Here is a 14765-nt window from a genome sequence, read left to right on the forward strand (position 1 = left end):
GGGAGGTTGGTGCCCGCAGGCAGCGCGGACGGGGGAGGATGGTGCCATGCAGCCACGGAATTCGCGTCTCAACAGCTCCGCCCTGCGCGGTGCGGTCGATCTCGCCGCAGTGAAGGCAGCCGGCGAGGCTGCCCAGAAGGCCGAGCAGGCCAGGGCCGAGCGGGCCCGCCAGGCGGCCGCCGCCGAGGAGTCGGGCACGGCCCCGGTCTCGCCCGGCTACCAGCTCGTCATCGACGTCACCGAGGACACCTTCGAGACCGAGGTCGTCCAGCGCTCCACCGAGGTGCCGGTCGTCATCGACTTCTGGGCCGAGTGGTGCGGGCCCTGCAAGCAGCTCAGCCCGATCCTGGAGCGCCTGGCCGAGGAGTACGCCGGCCGCATCGTGCTCGCCAAGATCGACGTCGACAGCAACCAGCTGATCGCCCAGCAGTTCGGCATCCAGGGCATCCCGGCCGTGATGGCCGTGGTGGCCGGCCAGCTCGTGCCGCTCTTCCAGGGCGCCGAGAACGAGGCCAACGTCCGCAAGGTGCTGGACCAGCTGATCCTCGTCGCCGAGCAGCGCTTCGGCATCGTCGGCGGCGCGGGCCTGCCGGGCACCGGCGGCGAGCCGGCCGAGGCGCCGCGCCGGCCCGAGGACCCGGCGCTGGCCGCGGCCCACGACGCGCTGGACCGGGGCGACCTGGGCGGCGCCATCCAGGCGTACGAGAACGTGCTGGCCGACGAGCCGGGCAACACCGAGGCCAAGCTCGGCCTCGCCCAGGCGGAGCTGCTCCGCCGGGTGGAGGGGCTGGACCTCCAGACCGTCCGGGCGGCGGCCGCCGCCGACCCGAAGAACGTCGAGGTGCAGCTGCAGGCCGCGGACCTGGACCTGGTGGGCGGGCACGTCGAGGACGCCTTCGGCCGGCTGGTGGAGACCGTGGGCAAGACCTTCGGCGAGGACCGGAACGCCGTCCGGGTGCGACTGCTGGAGCTGTTCGAGGTGATCGGCACCGAGGACCCGCGGGTCACGGCGGCCCGCCAGGCGCTGGCCCGGGTGCTCTTCTGAGGCCCAGCCCCGCCGGGCTTCGCCGGACGGGCCCGGGGCCCGGTACCGGCACCGCGGACGGCCTGCTGTGTCGCTGGTGATTTGGCGACAATCCGGTCATCGCGTCTGAGGTTTACCAAATCTTGACAACGCCCGTGGACGGTCACGACATGTGACCGTCCACGGGTGTTTCACTGACGTTTCCGGGGGATTTCGCCGTCACGATTCCTTCAATTCGTGACGCTGCGTGTTCATGTGACCGATTTCATGATCCTCGCCATTGGATGTTGGATTACCCGTCAGTAATGAACCTCTTGTGCTCAGCCCGGTATTCGAGCAGCATCGGCACGCCCGGTCCCCACACTCCAACTCCCGGCAGCCGGCCGGTGAGGACGGAACAGGGGATCCCCACCGGGCAGCCGACGGCCCCGGCCGCCGGCATGAGGGCAGGGGGGTATCCGCGGTCCCACGGCGGTTCCTGTCCTTCGTCAGGCCGCGCTGCCCGCGCGGTCACTGGTTGTCGCTCGGGGGGATCGCCCGTGTTGCCACGGCGCTCTCCGCTACCGAGGACGTAGCTCTCTCCCATCCCAGGCCCCCCACCGGTGCGGGACGCACCGCCGGGGAGCCGGAGATGTACGTCCAGAAGGAGGACACGCATGTCCCAGACCCACGGCAAGACCCGCTGGAAGCGCTTCGCCCTGGTGATGGTGCCGAGCATCGCGGCCACCGCGATGGTCGGCGTCTCGATTGCCAACAGCGCGCTCGCGGCGTCGTTCAGCGTCTCCGGTCAGCAGTTCAAGGTGAAGACCACGTACCTGAAGGGCAGCAACTTCGCCCAGTTCGGTGCGGTCGACATCGAGGCCAACGGCACCCCGCACCCGGTCGCGGTCTCGGCCTTCGACGATGCCGAGATCCACAACCTGTGCCAGTCGGTGGTGACCGACCTGTCGAAGCTCGGCCTCGGCAAGATCACCCTCCAGCTGAACGCCGGCAACAACGACAAGAAGCCGGTCACCGCGCACAACCTGCTGATCGACCTGGAGCAGCTGGACGCCGACGCGACCTTCACCGACATCAACATCGGCCAGGACGCCTCCACCCTCACCGGTTCGGCGACCCAGGGCTGGAAGGGCCACCCGGCGCTGAAGGAGGCCGGCGCGAAGCTCCCGACCGGCGCCCTCGGCTTCTCCCAGGCGGCGAAGGAGGCCGTGCTGACGGACGTCAAGCAGACCGCGCGCGCCACCTCGGCCGGCACCTTCGTGCTCAACGGCCTGAGCCTCAAGCTCAAGGGCGGCGACGGCCCGAACAACGAGTGCTTCTGAGCCTCGCCTGACGGCGTGCCGGTCGGCACGCCCGAGTGACGGGTCTTCCCGGGGCCGGGAACGGCGGGCAGCCGCCGTTCCCGGCCCGACACCACTTGTTCTCCCTCGTAGAGACATCGAGGAGCTGCACCATGTCCAGCGCAACGGCCGGATCCCGGCCCGAACACCGGAACCCGGTCGGGTGGCTCTGGCGGAGCTTCCGCGAATTCCGCCGCACCAGGCCCTTCTGGGGCGGCCTGCTGGCCATGATCGCCGGCGGCCCGATCCTGTACTTCCCCTACGCACACCTGTCGTTGGGCGGCGTGACCATCGCCATGTCCACCACGGCGGGCGCCGGTTCGCTGATCATCGGCGTGCTGCTGATCCTGCTCGGGTTCACCGCCTGGTTCCAGCCCGCCGTGCGGATCTTCGCGGGCGTCGCCACCACGCTGCTCACCCTCGTCTCGATCCCGGTCTCGAACCTGGCCGGCTTCGGCATGGCCCTGCTGCCCGGGCTCATCGGCGGCGGGCTGATGATGGCCTGGGCGCCGGTGCGGGCGCCGCAGGCGGTCGAGGCGGCCGAAGCCGTCACGGCCGCGGACCCGGTCGCAGCGGAGCCGACCGCCGACCCGGCCACGGCCGGGACGGTCGCCGCCGAGGCCGCCACCGCGCAGATCCCGGCCGTCCCCGCCCAGGGCGAGCCCCCGGCCGAGGACGCCACCCCGTCCGCCGCCGAGGGAACCGTCCCGCAGCAGGCCGGTGAGCCCAAGGAGGTGCGGTGACCGCGCCCGACGAGCAGCGGAACGCCCAGGACGCCGGTCCGGCGCCGCGCTCCGCCCGGCACGCGGCGCCCCGGACGCCGGTCCGGATCCGCCTGCGCGGCCGCGCGCTGGCGATGGCCGCGGTGCCGACCGCCCTGCTGATGGCAGCCGCCTACACGCCCGGTTCGGCGATCGCCGAGACCTCGGCGAGCAAGCCGTGCGCCACCGCCCCGGACGTCGCTCCGCTGCCGCCGAAGGTGGCCGAGACGCCCGTCCCGAAGAGCGAGCTGCCGCCGCCGATCCCCGGCCCGTCCGTCCCGCTCCCCGAGGAGCCGGCCCCGACGGCCGCCCCGACCGGTGCCGCGCCCACGGCCGCCGCACCGACGACCGCGCCGACGACCCCGCCCACGAGTGCGGCGCCGGCCACCACGCCGCCGGCCGCGCCGACCGCGCCGACCGCTCCGACCGCTCCGGCCTCGACCCCCGCGGCGACGCCCACCGCCAAGGCCGCGGCCGGCGACACCGCCGCCGGGGCCTCCCGGACCGGACTGGTCGACGACCTCGTCGAGGGCATCGCCGGCCTGTTCCGGCCGGGTGGTTCGCCGAGCCCGACCGCGACGCCGTCCACCGGTGCCCACGCGGTGGCCCCGGCCGCCCCGGCACCCTCGTCGGCCACACCCGCCCCGGCCACGCAGGCGCCCGCCACCACCGCGCCCGTCACCGCCCCGCCCGTCACCACCGCGCCGACGACCACCGCCCCGGGCACCACCGCCCCCTCGCCCGGCACGCCGTCCGCCGGGCCCACGGCCGAGCCCTCCGGGACGCCGTCGGCCAAGCCCTCCGCCAAGCCCTCCGCTTCCGCCAAGCCCTCCGCGAGCCCCAAGGCGGGCAACTCGCCGTCGGCCTCCGCCAAGGCCACCGCGCCGGGCACCCCGACGCCCTCCGGCTCGGCCTCGGCCACGCCGACCAAGGACCCCAACTGCCTGGTCGACACCAAGGCCCTCAACCCGGCCGGGAAGCCGGCGGACAACGCCATCCTCGTCCCGGACCAGAACTGGACCCTGCAGACCACCCGGCTGGCGCTGAACCACGCGGTGCTGCTCGGCGTGGTCAACGTCCAGACGCCGACCGGCACCAAGCGGGTGCTGAAGTTCGAGGTCGGAAGCGTCGACATCGAGAACCTCCACATGTCGACGCTGGAGGGCAACGACCGGACCTTCCACGTCAAGGGCGCGCCGGGCTCCGTCTCGACCATGCGCAACGGCCCGGTCACCATGTACGTGGAGCGGCTCTCCGGCCACCTGTCCAAGGTGCTCGGCCTGCCGATCCCGATCGACCTGGGGGAGCTGACCCTCACCCCGGACGGGCCGCTGCCGCAGTGGCTGTACGACCTGATCGGCCAGCTCCAGCTGCCGCTCTGGCTGGAGCTGACGGGCGTCACCGCCGTGCAGGCCGGCCAGTTCGGCGGCACCCTGACGATCCCCGGCATGAAGCTCTACAACGACCAGGCGCCCTACCCCGGCAACCCCGGGTAGGCCGGGCACCGAAACACCCGTGGGGCGGCCCTCCGGCGAGGAGGGCCGCCCCACGGGCGTCGTGCGTGCGGACTACTTGTCGCCGCGGGTGCCGAGGTGGTGCACCTGGACCATGTTGGTGTTGCCGGGGATGCCGGGCGGGGAGCCGGCGGTGACGATGACGGTGTCGCCCTCGGTCAACTGGCCGATGCGGAGCAGCTCGCCGTCGACCTGGGCCACCATCGCGTCGGTCGAGCCGACCTGCTCGGTGACGTGGGCCTCGACGCCCCAGCTCAGCGAGAGCTGGTTGCGGGTGGCGTTGTCCGGGGTGAACGCGATCACCGGGATCGGCGAGCGGTACCGGGAGAGCCGGCGCGCGGTGTCGCCGGACTTGGTGAACGCGACCAGCGCCTTGCCGTTGAGGAAGTCGCCCAGCTCGCACGCGGCGCGGGCGATCGAGCCGCCCTGGGTGCGCGGCTTGCGGCCCGGGTTGAGCGGCTGGAGGCCCTGGGAGAGCAGCTCCTCCTCGGCCTTCTCGCAGATCCGGCTCATGGTGCGGACGGTCTCGACCGGGTACTTGCCGACGCTGGACTCGGCGGAGAGCATGACCGCGTCGGTGCCGTCCAGGATGGCGTTGGCGACGTCGGACACCTCGGCGCGGGTCGGCCGCGAGGCGTGGATCATCGACTCCATCATCTGGGTGGCGACGATGACGGGCTTGGCGTTCCGGCGGGCCAGCGTGATGAGCTGCTTCTGGACCAGCGGCACCCGCTCCAGCGGGTACTCGACGGCCAGGTCGCCGCGGGCGACCATGATGGCGTCGAAGGCGAGGACGATCTCCTCCATGGCCTCGACGGCCTGCGGCTTCTCGATCTTGGCGATGACCGGCACCCGGATGCCGACCGCGTCCATGACCTCGTGGACGTCCTTGACGTCGGCCGCGTTGCGGACGAAGGAGAGCGCGACCATGTCGACGCCCAGCTCCAGCGCGAAGCGCAGGTCCTCCTTGTCCTTCTCGGACAGGGCGGGCACGTTGACGGCCGCACCGGGCAGGTTGATGCCCTTGTTGTTCGAGAGCACGCCGCCCTCGACGACCACGGTCCTCACCCGCGGGCCGTCGACGCTGACGACCTCCAGGGCGATGACGCCGTCGTTGATCAGGATCGGGTCGCCGGGCTTGACGTCGCCGGGCAGGCCCTTGTAGGTGGTCCCGCAGATGTGCTGGTCACCCGGGACGTCCTCGGTGGTGATGGTGAACTCGTCGCCGTTGTCGACGGTCACCGGGCCGTTGGCGAAGGTCGCCAGACGGATCTTGGGACCCTGGAGGTCGGCCAGGACGCCGATGGCCTTGCCGGTGTCCTCCGAGACCTGGCGGACCTTGCGGTACCGCTCCTCGTGGTCCGCGTGGGTGCCGTGGCTCATGTTCAGTCGGGCGACGTTCATGCCCGCCTCGACGATGGCCTTCAGCTGTTCGTAGGAGTCCGTCGCCGGACCCAGGGTGCAGACAATTTTCGCTCGGCGCATATCGATCAGTCTATCCGTTCGTGTTATGGGTGCATTCGGCCCGAATCGAGAGGAATCGCCGACGAAGGATTCCGAGGAGCGAGACGACGGGGGGTCAGTTTTCGGCCGACCGGTGGACCAGGGCGAAGGCCTGCCGGGCGATCTCCAACTCCTCGTCGGTGGGCACCACGGCGACCGCGACCCGCGCGTACTCGGGGGAGATCAGCCGGGGCTCGCGCGAGCGTACCGAGTTGAGCTCCGGGTCGACCGCGATGCCCAGGCCGTCCAGTCCGGCCGTGGCGGCCGCCCGGACCGGCGCCGCGTTCTCCCCGACGCCCGCCGTGAAGGCGATCGCGTCGACCCGGCCGAGCACCGCGTAGTAGCCGCCGATGTACTTGCGCAGCCGGTGGACGTACGCGTCGAACGCCAGCCGGGCGTCCTCGTCGCCCTCCTCGGCGCGGCGCATGATCTCGCGCATGTCGTTGTCGCCGCACAGGCCCAGCAGGCCGCTGCGCCGGTTGAGCAGGTCGTCGATCTCGTCGATCGAGAGTCCGCCGACCCGGTGCAGGTGGAAGACCACGCCCGCGTCGATGTCACCCGAACGAGTGCCCATCACCAGGCCCTCCAGCGGGGTCAGGCCCATCGAGGTGTCCACGCACCGCCCGCCCGCGACCGCCGAGGCCGAGGCGCCGTTGCCCAGGTGCAGCACGATCACGTTCACCTCGGCCGGATCCTTGCCGAGCAGCCGCGCGGTGGCCCGCGAGACGTACTGGTGCGAGGTGCCGTGGAAGCCGTAGCGGCGCACCCGGTGCCGGTCGGCGACCTCCTTGTCCACCGCGTACCGGGCCGCGTACTCCGGCATCGAGGCGTGGAAGGCGGTGTCGAAGACGGCCACCTGCGGCAGGTCGGGCCGCAGTGCGCGGGCCACCTCGATGCCGGTGATGTTGGCCGGATTGTGCAGCGGGGCGACCGGGATCAGCCGGCGGATCTCCTGGAGCACCTCGTCGGTGATCACGGTCGGCTCGGTGAACCGCAGGCCGCCGTGCACCACCCGGTGGCCGATCGCGGCCAGCTCGGGGGAGTCCAGCCCGAGCCCGTCGGCGGCCAGCTCCTCGGCGACCGCCTTCAGCCCGGCGCCGTGGTCGGGGAAGGCCTGGACGCTCTCCCGCTCCGCGCCGCCGCGCGGGGTGTGCACCAGCCGCCCGCCGGACTCGCCGATCCGCTCGACCAGCCCGGACGCCAGCCGGGTGCCGTCGAGCATGTCGATCAGCTGGTACTTGACCGACGACGAGCCGGCGTTCAGCACCAGGACCCGCGTGCCCTCACTCATGCGCCGGCCCCTTCACTGCGTTCCTGCGACTGGATGGCGGTGATCGCCACCGTGTTGACGATGTCCTGCACCAGCGCTCCGCGCGACAGGTCGTTGACCGGCTTGCGGAGCCCCTGGAGCACCGGGCCGACCGCGACCGCGCCGGCCGAGCGCTGGACGGCCTTGTAGGTGTTGTTGCCGGTGTTGAGGTCCGGGAAGATCAGCACGGTGGCCCGGCCGGCCACGGGCGAGCCGGGCAGCTTGGTCGCCGCGACGTGCGGGTCGACCGCCGCGTCGTACTGGATCGGGCCCTCGACCAGGATGTCCGGGCGCAGCTCGCGGACCAGCTCGGTGGCCTTGCGGACCTTGTCGACGTCCGCGCCGGAGCCGGAGGTGCCGGTCGAGTACGACAGCATCGCGACCCGCGGCTCGACGCCGAACTGGGCGGCGGTGGCGGCCGACTGAATGGCGATGTCGGCCAGCTGCTGGGCGTCCGGGTCGGGGTTGACCGCGCAGTCGCCGTACACCAGCACCTTGTCGGCCAGGCACATGAAGAAGACGCTCGACACGATGGCCGCGCCCGGCGAGGTCTTGATCACCTCGAAGGCGGGCCGGATGGTGGCGGCGGTGGAGTGCACCGCGCCGGAGACCATGCCGTCGGCGATGCCCTCCTGCACCATCAGGGTGCCGAAGTAGGAGACGTCGGTGACCACGTCCAGGGCCAGTTCGACGGTCATCCCCTTGTGCGCCCGCAGCTTCGCGTACAGCTCGGCGAACTGGCGGCGCAGCGGGCTGGTGCTCGGGTCGACGATCCGGACCTGGGCGCGGTCGGCGGACGGGTCCTCGGCCGGGAGGTCGATGCTCAGGCTCGCGGCCTTGCGGCGGACGGCGTCGACCTCGCCGAGCAGCGTGAGGTCGCAGATGTTGCGGCGGAGCAGGACCTCGGCGGCGCGCAGCACCCGCTCCTCGGTGCCCTCCGGCAGCACGACGCGCCGGCGGGCGCCCCGGGCGCGCTCCAGCAGCGCGTGCTCGAACATCATCGGGGTCACCCGCTCGGACCGGCCGACCTCGATCAGGTTGGTCAACTCTGCGGTGTCCACGTGCAGTTCGAACAGGCCGAGGGCTATCTCGGCCTTCCGCGGGCTGGCCGCCGAGAGCTTGCCCTCCAGATGGGTGAGGGCGGCGGCGGTGAGCCAGCTGCCCTCCGGGACGACCGCGACCGGGGTGCCGGGGGCGAGCCGGGCGGCCAGCGCCATCACGTTCGGACCGGGGTGCTGGCCCAGGGTGAGCAGTACCCCGGCGATCGGCGGGGCGCCGGCGGCGTGCGCGGCCAGCGAGCCGATCACCAGGTCGGCGCGGTCCCCGGGGGTGACCACCAGGGCGCCCTCGGTCAGCGCGTCCAGGAAGGTCGGCAGCATGGCGCCGCCGAAGACGAAGCCGCGGACGTCCCGCGCCAGGCCGGCCGCGTCCCCGATCAGCACCTCGGCGCCGGTCGCCTCGACGAGCTGGGCGACGGTCGGCGCGGCCAGCGCCGGCTCCTCGGGGATGACGTACGCGGGGATCGGCAGCTTCTCGGTGAGCTTGCGCTGCACCGGCTGCTTGGCGCCGGGCGCGACCCGGTTGGCGATCATCGCCAGGGTCTCGCAGCCCAGGTCGGTGTAGGCGCGGTGGGCGTTGCGGACCTCGGCGACCACCGTCCCGGCGTCCTCGCCGTGGCCGCCGACCACCGGCAGCACCGCGGCGCCGAACTCGTTGGCGAGCCGGGCGTTGAAGGCGAGCTCGTCCGGGATGTTGGTGTCCGCGAAGTCGGTCCCCAGCACCAGCACCGCCTGGCAGCGCCGCTCCAGCGCCCGGAACCGGTCCACCAGGACCGAGACCAGTTCGTCCTGCCCCTGCGCCGCCTGCAGCGCGGCGGCCTCCTCGTACGTCAGCCCGTACAGCTCGTGGGCCGGCAGGTCCAGCCGGTACCGGGCCCGCAGCAGCTCGACCACGTGGTCCGACCCGGGCGCTCCCCCGGCCTGGCGGCCGGGAGGTGCCCCCACCGGCGCGTGCGCGTGCACCAGCGGCCGGAACACCCCGACCCGGTCCACCTGGCGGGTGAGCAGCTCCATGACGCCGAGCTCCACCGCCTGCCGCCCGTCCCCCCGGTCGATCCCGGTCACGTACACGCTGCGCGCCACGTGGCTCTCTCCGTCCCGTCGTCTCAGAAGGTGGTCATATCGACCATACCTTCGCACCTCGAACGCACGTCCGCGAGCAGAGTGGCCCCGCCCCGGCAAGGGGCGAAGGTCACAGCGGGGAGTAGCGGTCCGGGCCGACCAGCTCGACCACGGCCCCCCGGTCCAGTTCGTCGAGGCGCAGCACGGTCACCCGTTTGTCCAGCAGCCAGCCGTGCCGGTGGCGGAGGGTGTCGTTCGGGCCGGGCCGCCAGCCGTCGGCGGCCAGCCGCTGCCGCACCTGGCGCCCCACCTCGGCGCCGGGCAGCCCCTCGGGGCTGCCGATGGTGAGCCTGCGGACGCAGTAGTGCAGTGCGCAGTTGGGGTCCTCGCCGGAGTCCCGTTCGACGGTGAGGCCGGCCGGGAGCGGGAACTCGGCCCGGGCGGGGGAGTACGGCTCGTGGACGGCCAGCTGGTAGAGCAGGCCGATGACGAGGCCGGTCAGGCTGTGGGCGGCGACCGCGAAGGTCGCCCCGGTCACCGGGCGGCCGCTCTCCCGGAGCGGCCGGGGGCCGCACCGCCGCCGTTCGGCCAGCGCGCCGGCGAGGACGACCAGACCGGCGGCGAGCGGGTAGCCGGACTGGGACTCGGCCGCGGCCCGGCTGTGGAACCAGCCGTGCTCCAGCCCGACCGGGACGACCGCCAGTCCCGCGAGGACGGCGGCGACCGGCGCCCCGACCGCCCGGGTGCGCGCCAGCACCGCCCAGCAGGCCGCCGGCAGCAGGACGTAGGCCCACCCCAGGATCAGTGCCACGCGCGAGGCCCCCCAGCCGCCGACGATCGGTTCCGCCCGGGGAGCCTAGGGGCCCGCCGCCGCCGGGCACAACGCCCCCTCGGGGCGGGTGCCGGACCGGGGCCCGGCACCCGCGGGCGGCTACCGCGCGGGGCGGAACCAGAGCGTGGCGAGCGGGGGGAGGACCAGTTCGGCGCTGCGGGGCTGGCCGTTCCACTCGACGGCCTCGGACTTCACGGGGTGGGAGTTGGCGATGCCGCTGCCGCCGTAGGTCTCGGCGTCGGTGTTGAGGACCTCTTCCCAGAGCTGGTCGCGGCCGTCGAGCCGGGGCAGGCCGACGCGGTGGCCGTGGCGGACGACGGGCGAGAAGTTGCAGACGGCGACCAGGGGGGTCCCGTCGGCGGCGTGGCGGACGAAGGAGAGCAGGTTGTCCTCGGCGGCGCCGCCGTCGAGCCAGCGGAAGCCGGCGGGGGTGGCGTCCTGCTCCCAGAGGGCGGGGGCGTCGAGGTAGCGGCGGTTGAGGTCGCGGACGAGGCGGCGCACGCCGAGGTGGTCCTGGTGGGCCGGCCACTGCTCGTCGAGCACCCACCACTGCGGGCCCTGCTCGTGGTCCCACTCGGCGCCCTGGGCGAACTCCTGCCCCATGAAGAGGAGCTGCTTGCCGGGGTGGGCCCACATGAAGCCGAGGTAGGCGCGGTGGTTGGCGCGCTGCTGCCACCAGTCGCCGGGCATCTTGGAGACCAGGGCCTGCTTGCCGTGCACCACCTCGTCGTGGGAGATCGGCAGGATGTAGTTCTCCGAGTAGGCGTACACCATCGAGAAGGTGATCTCGTTGTGGTGGAACTTGCGGTGCACCGGCTCCTTGGACATGTAGACCAGCGAGTCGTGCATCCAGCCCATGTTCCACTTCAGCCCGAAGCCCAGGCCCCCGCTGTCGGTGGGCCGGGTGACGCCGTCCCAGGCGGTGGACTCCTCGGCGATGGTGACCACGCCGGGGCAGCGGCGGTACACGGTGGCGTTCATCTCCTGGAGGAACGAGGCCGCGTCGAGGTTCTCCCGCCCGCCGTACCGGTTGGGGGTCCAGGCGCCGCCCTCGCGGGAGTAGTCGAGGTAGAGCATGGAGGCGACGGCGTCGACCCGCAGGCCGTCGATGTGGAACTCCTCGCACCAGTACACCGCGTTGGCGACGAGGAAGTTGCGGACCTCGACCCGGCCGTAGTCGAACTCCAGGGTGCCCCAGTCGGGATGCTCGGCGCGCAGCGGGTCGGCGGGCTCGTACAGCGGCTCGCCGTCGAACCGGGCGAGCGCGAAGTCGTCCTTGGGGAAGTGCGCCGGCACCCAGTCGACGATGACGCCGATGCCGTGCCGGTGCAGGGTGTCGACCAGGTGGCGGAAGTCGTCGGGGGAGCCGAGCCGGGCGGTGGGGGCGTAGTAGCCCGACACCTGGTAGCCCCAGGAGCCGCCGAAGGGGTGCTCCATGACCGGCATGAACTCCACGTGGGTGAAGTTCAACTCCTTGAGGTAGCCGGGGAGTTCCTCGGCGATGGCCCGGTACGAGGTGAGGTCGGGGCGCCAGGACGGCAGGTGCAGCTCGTACACCGACATGGGGGCCCGGTGGTGCGCGGCGCGGGCGCGGCGGGCCATCCACTCGCCGTCCTGCCAGCGGTAGGAGGAGGAGGTGACCACCGAGGCGGTGCCGGGCGGGATCTGTGCGGCACGGGCCAGCGGGTCGGCCTTGTCGAGGACCCAGCCCTGCCGGGTGCGGATCTCGTACTTGTACTGGGTGCCCTCGCCCAGGCCGGGCACGAACAGCTCCCAGACGCCGGAGGAGCCGAGCGAGCGCATCGGGTGGCCGGAGCCGTCCCAGTGGTTGAAGTCGCCGATCAGGCGGACGCCGGCGGCGTTCGGCGCCCAGACGGCGAAGGCGGTGCCGCTCACCCCGTCGACGGTGCGCACGTGCGAGCCGAGGGCCTGCCAGAGCTGCTCGTGCCGCCCCTCGGAGATGAGGTGGAGGTCGAGCTCGCCGAGGGTGGGCGGGGTGCGGTAGCCGTCGTACTGGCGGATCGGCTCGCTGCCGGGGTAGCCGACCAGCAGTCGGTAGTCGGCCGGGCCCGGCCCGGCGGGCCCGGTGCCGGGGAGCAGGCCGGTGAAGAGGCCGCTCTGCTGATGGGTGAGTTCGGCCGGGCCGTGCGGCGTCTCGACGACGACGCGCTCGGCGAACGGGCGGAGCACCCGGATGGCGGTGCCGCCGTGGACGGGGTGGGCGCCGAGCAGGGAGTGCGGGTCGTGGTGCTGCCCGCCGACCAGCCGGTCGACCTCGGCGGGCGGCAGCGGCGCCTCGGGCAGCCGCAGCGCCCCGGACGGGACGGCGGCCTCGGCGGCGGCGCCCGCGCGGTCGGCCCGGGTGTCGTGGGCCTCGGGGACGTCGGCGGCCGCGGCCGGGGTCGGTTCCGGGTCCGGGTCCGGAACGGCGGCCGGGTCCGGGGCGGCCGACGGCTGCGGCTCGGCCCGCCGGGCGGTCGCGGGCTCGCGCTGCGGGGAGTCCGGGCCGGCCAGGAAGGTGGCCGGCACGGTGCGGGTGGTGCGGCCTGGCGGGTCGAGCGGCGTCACTGCGAGGACCTCCTGGATCGGGGCCGGCGGGTTCGCAGGGGCGTCGGCGAACTCACCGGCGGCTGGTACCGGCGGATGCGGATGGACTCGGGTCGGGCGGGGACGGCGGGCAGGGCGGGTCGGGTGGGTGCGGACGGGGTCAGACGGTGAGCGCCAGCCGGTTGATCGCCGCGAGCGGGATCGGCAGCCAGCTCGGCCGGTGCCGGGCCTCGTAGACCACCTCGTACACCGCCTTGTCGATCTCCAGGGCGCGCATCAGCTCGGGGGAGGCGGCCGGGTCGGTGCCGCCGCCGGCCGTGTAGCCGGCGCTGTAGGCGGTGCGGTTGCGCTGCGCCCAGGCGGCGGCGAGGTGGGCCAGTTCCGGGTCGGACGGCCCGCCGGCGAGCAGGTGGGCGGCGGCGTAGTCGAAGGAGCGGAGCATCGCGGCGACGTCCCGCAGCGCGGTCTGCGGTTCGCGCCGTTCGGTCACCGACTTGGCGGGTTCGCCCTCGAAGTCGAGCAGTACCCAGCCGTGCGGGGTGCGCATGGCCTGGCCGAGGTGCAGGTCGCCGTGGATCCGCTGGACCGGCAGGCCGTCGGGGTGGGCGTCGGCCATCTGCTGGAAGGCGGAGCGCAGCGCTGCCCGGTAGCGCATCAGTCCGGGGACGGCGGCGACCGCGCTGTCGAGGCGGTCGGCCATCGCGGAGGCCAGCTGGCGGGTCTGCGCGCGGTCGAGGCGGGCGACGGGCATCGACCGGGCCAGCACCCGGTGGACCTCGGCGGTGGCCCGGCCGAGCCGGTGGGCCTCGATGGCGAAGTTGCCGGGGGAGGGGTCGCCCTTGAGGCGGCCGACCTGGTCGAGGGCGAGTTCCCAGCCGTCCTCGGCCTCGGGCAGGTAGCGCTGGAGCAGCCCGAGGGTGGCCGGCTCGGCGCGCTCCAGGCGGCTCTCGAACCAGGCGGCGACCCGGGGGATGCGGGTCGAGCCGGCCCGGGAGAGCGCCAGTGAGAGTTCGAGGTCGGGGTTGGTGCCGGGGTGGATGCGGCGGAACAGCTTCAGGATGTACGAGGTCCCGTAGATGACCGAGCTGTTGGACTGTTCGGCGGTGGAGGCGCGGCCCGGGAGGTTGGTGGGGAGCCCGGAGCCGGGGGTGCGGCGGAAGGACAGCGAGCCGAACCGGTCGCCGGTGGCGAGGTGTTCGAGCAGCCGTCCGGTGAGCTCGGGGTCGTGCACGGCGTCGTAGAGCGCCGCGCCGTCGTACGGGCCCTGGGTGAGCCGGCCGAGGACGGCGGTCGGCTCGATGCCGGCCGGGCCCTGCGAGCGGATGCCGAGCAGCAACTGGTACAGGTCGCCGTGCGGCGCGCCGGCCGTGGTGGCGTGCTCGACCCGGAGCAGCAGGTGCAGCAGGGCCGGGTCGCCGACCTGGAGGGGGGTGCCGACGAGGGGGGTGAGGCCGGTGATCGGCCGTCCCTTGCCGGCGTACCAGCGCTGGGTGGGGAGCCACTCGGCGATCAGCGGCAGGGCCGCCTGGACGAGTTCGCTGACCCCCAGGGCGGTTCTCCGGACCCCGGTGCCCCGCGTGCCGACCGGCACGGCGGAGCCGGCGGGGGTGTCGCGGTGCAGTGGGGCTTGAGAACGGGAGGTTTCGGACATGACTCCCTTTCCCCGGAAGAGGCGGGCGGACTGCCCGACGGGTCTGGCCGGGTCCGTCAGTCTTCCGGATTGCGGCGGCGCGGCGGCGACGGCACGCGAGCGGTGCGCCCGGGTGTCACGCCTTCGTGTGGGTGGCCGTTGGGCTGTTCTCCGTACGCGGTGGT

General features: G+C 73.4%; 10 protein-coding genes. 4 read left to right on the forward strand and 6 right to left on the reverse strand.

Annotated elements, in window-relative coordinates:
• The first annotated feature begins 46 nt into the window (after positions 1-46).
• From AC067J_RS13960 to AC067J_RS13975, 4 genes are all read left to right on the forward strand, one after another.
• Positions 47-1045 (forward strand): tetratricopeptide repeat protein, encoded by a 999-nt coding sequence (locus AC067J_RS13960; RefSeq protein WP_478298791.1) that lies wholly within the window; start codon positions 47-49, stop codon positions 1043-1045.
• A gap of 635 nt (positions 1046-1680) precedes the next feature.
• Complete coding sequence (locus AC067J_RS13965) at positions 1681-2346, forward strand: DUF6230 family protein (protein WP_478298793.1); 666 nt, start codon at positions 1681-1683, stop codon at positions 2344-2346.
• A 131-nt stretch (positions 2347-2477) separates the two neighbouring features.
• Positions 2478-3107: a DUF6114 domain-containing protein gene (locus AC067J_RS13970; protein ID WP_478298794.1), complete on the forward strand. Its 630-nt coding sequence runs from the start codon at positions 2478-2480 to the stop codon at positions 3105-3107.
• Positions 3104-4621 carry a hypothetical protein gene (locus AC067J_RS13975; RefSeq protein WP_478298796.1) on the forward strand — a complete coding sequence of 506 codons (1518 nt, stop codon included), beginning with the start codon at positions 3104-3106 and terminating at the stop codon, positions 4619-4621. Before AC067J_RS13970 ends, AC067J_RS13975 begins: the two co-directional genes overlap by 4 nt.
• A 72-nt stretch (positions 4622-4693) precedes the next feature.
• Here the strand turns inward: AC067J_RS13975 and pyk are convergent, their stop codons facing one another.
• The 6 genes from pyk to AC067J_RS14005 form a co-directional block, all read right to left on the reverse strand.
• Entirely contained in the window at positions 4694-6124 is a 1431-nt protein-coding gene (gene pyk, locus AC067J_RS13980) for a pyruvate kinase (RefSeq protein WP_478298798.1), read from the reverse strand.
• 94 nt (positions 6125-6218) lie between these two features.
• A complete protein-coding gene (locus tag AC067J_RS13985) occupies positions 6219-7433 on the reverse strand; it encodes an acetate kinase (RefSeq protein WP_478298799.1) in 1215 nt (404 codons plus the stop codon).
• Positions 7430-9592 carry a phosphate acetyltransferase gene (gene pta, locus AC067J_RS13990; RefSeq protein ID WP_478298801.1) on the reverse strand — a complete coding sequence of 721 codons (2163 nt, stop codon included), beginning with the start codon at positions 9590-9592 and terminating at the stop codon, positions 7430-7432. Before pta ends, AC067J_RS13985 begins: the two co-directional genes overlap by 4 nt.
• Positions 9593-9701: 109 nt before the next feature.
• Positions 9702-10382: a hypothetical protein gene (locus tag AC067J_RS13995; RefSeq protein WP_478298803.1), complete on the reverse strand. Its 681-nt coding sequence runs from the start codon at positions 10380-10382 to the stop codon at positions 9702-9704.
• 120 nt (positions 10383-10502) lie between these two features.
• The gene (glgB, locus tag AC067J_RS14000) at positions 10503-12971 is read right to left on the reverse strand and encodes a 1,4-alpha-glucan branching protein GlgB (protein ID WP_478298805.1); all 2469 of its coding nucleotides are present in this window, start codon (positions 12969-12971) and stop codon (positions 10503-10505) included.
• Between the two features lie 139 nt (positions 12972-13110).
• On the reverse strand, positions 13111-14601 hold the full coding sequence (locus AC067J_RS14005; RefSeq protein WP_478298807.1) for a maltokinase N-terminal cap-like domain-containing protein: 1491 nt from the start codon (positions 14599-14601) through the stop codon (positions 13111-13113).
• Between the last annotated feature and the right edge of the window lie 164 nt (positions 14602-14765).

The sequence above is a fragment of the Kitasatospora sp. NPDC042419 genome, assembly GCF_056437345.1.

Bases quoted from the DNA above. Each gene is read 5' to 3' on its own strand.
- AC067J_RS13960 (WP_478298791.1), top strand. From the start codon at position 47: ATGCAGCCACGGAATTCGCGTCTCAACAGCTCCGCCCTGCGCGGTGCG.
- AC067J_RS13965 (WP_478298793.1), top strand. From the start codon at position 1,681: ATGTCCCAGACCCACGGCAAGACCCGCTGGAAGCGCTTCGCCCTGGTG.
- AC067J_RS13970 (WP_478298794.1), top strand. From the start codon at position 2,478: ATGTCCAGCGCAACGGCCGGATCCCGGCCCGAACACCGGAACCCGGTC.
- pyk (WP_478298798.1), bottom strand. From the start codon at position 6,124: ATGCGCCGAGCGAAAATTGTCTGCACCCTGGGTCCGGCGACGGACTCC.
- AC067J_RS13985 (WP_478298799.1), bottom strand. From the start codon at position 7,433: ATGAGTGAGGGCACGCGGGTCCTGGTGCTGAACGCCGGCTCGTCGTCG.
- AC067J_RS14005 (WP_478298807.1), bottom strand. From the start codon at position 14,601: ATGTCCGAAACCTCCCGTTCTCAAGCCCCACTGCACCGCGACACCCCC.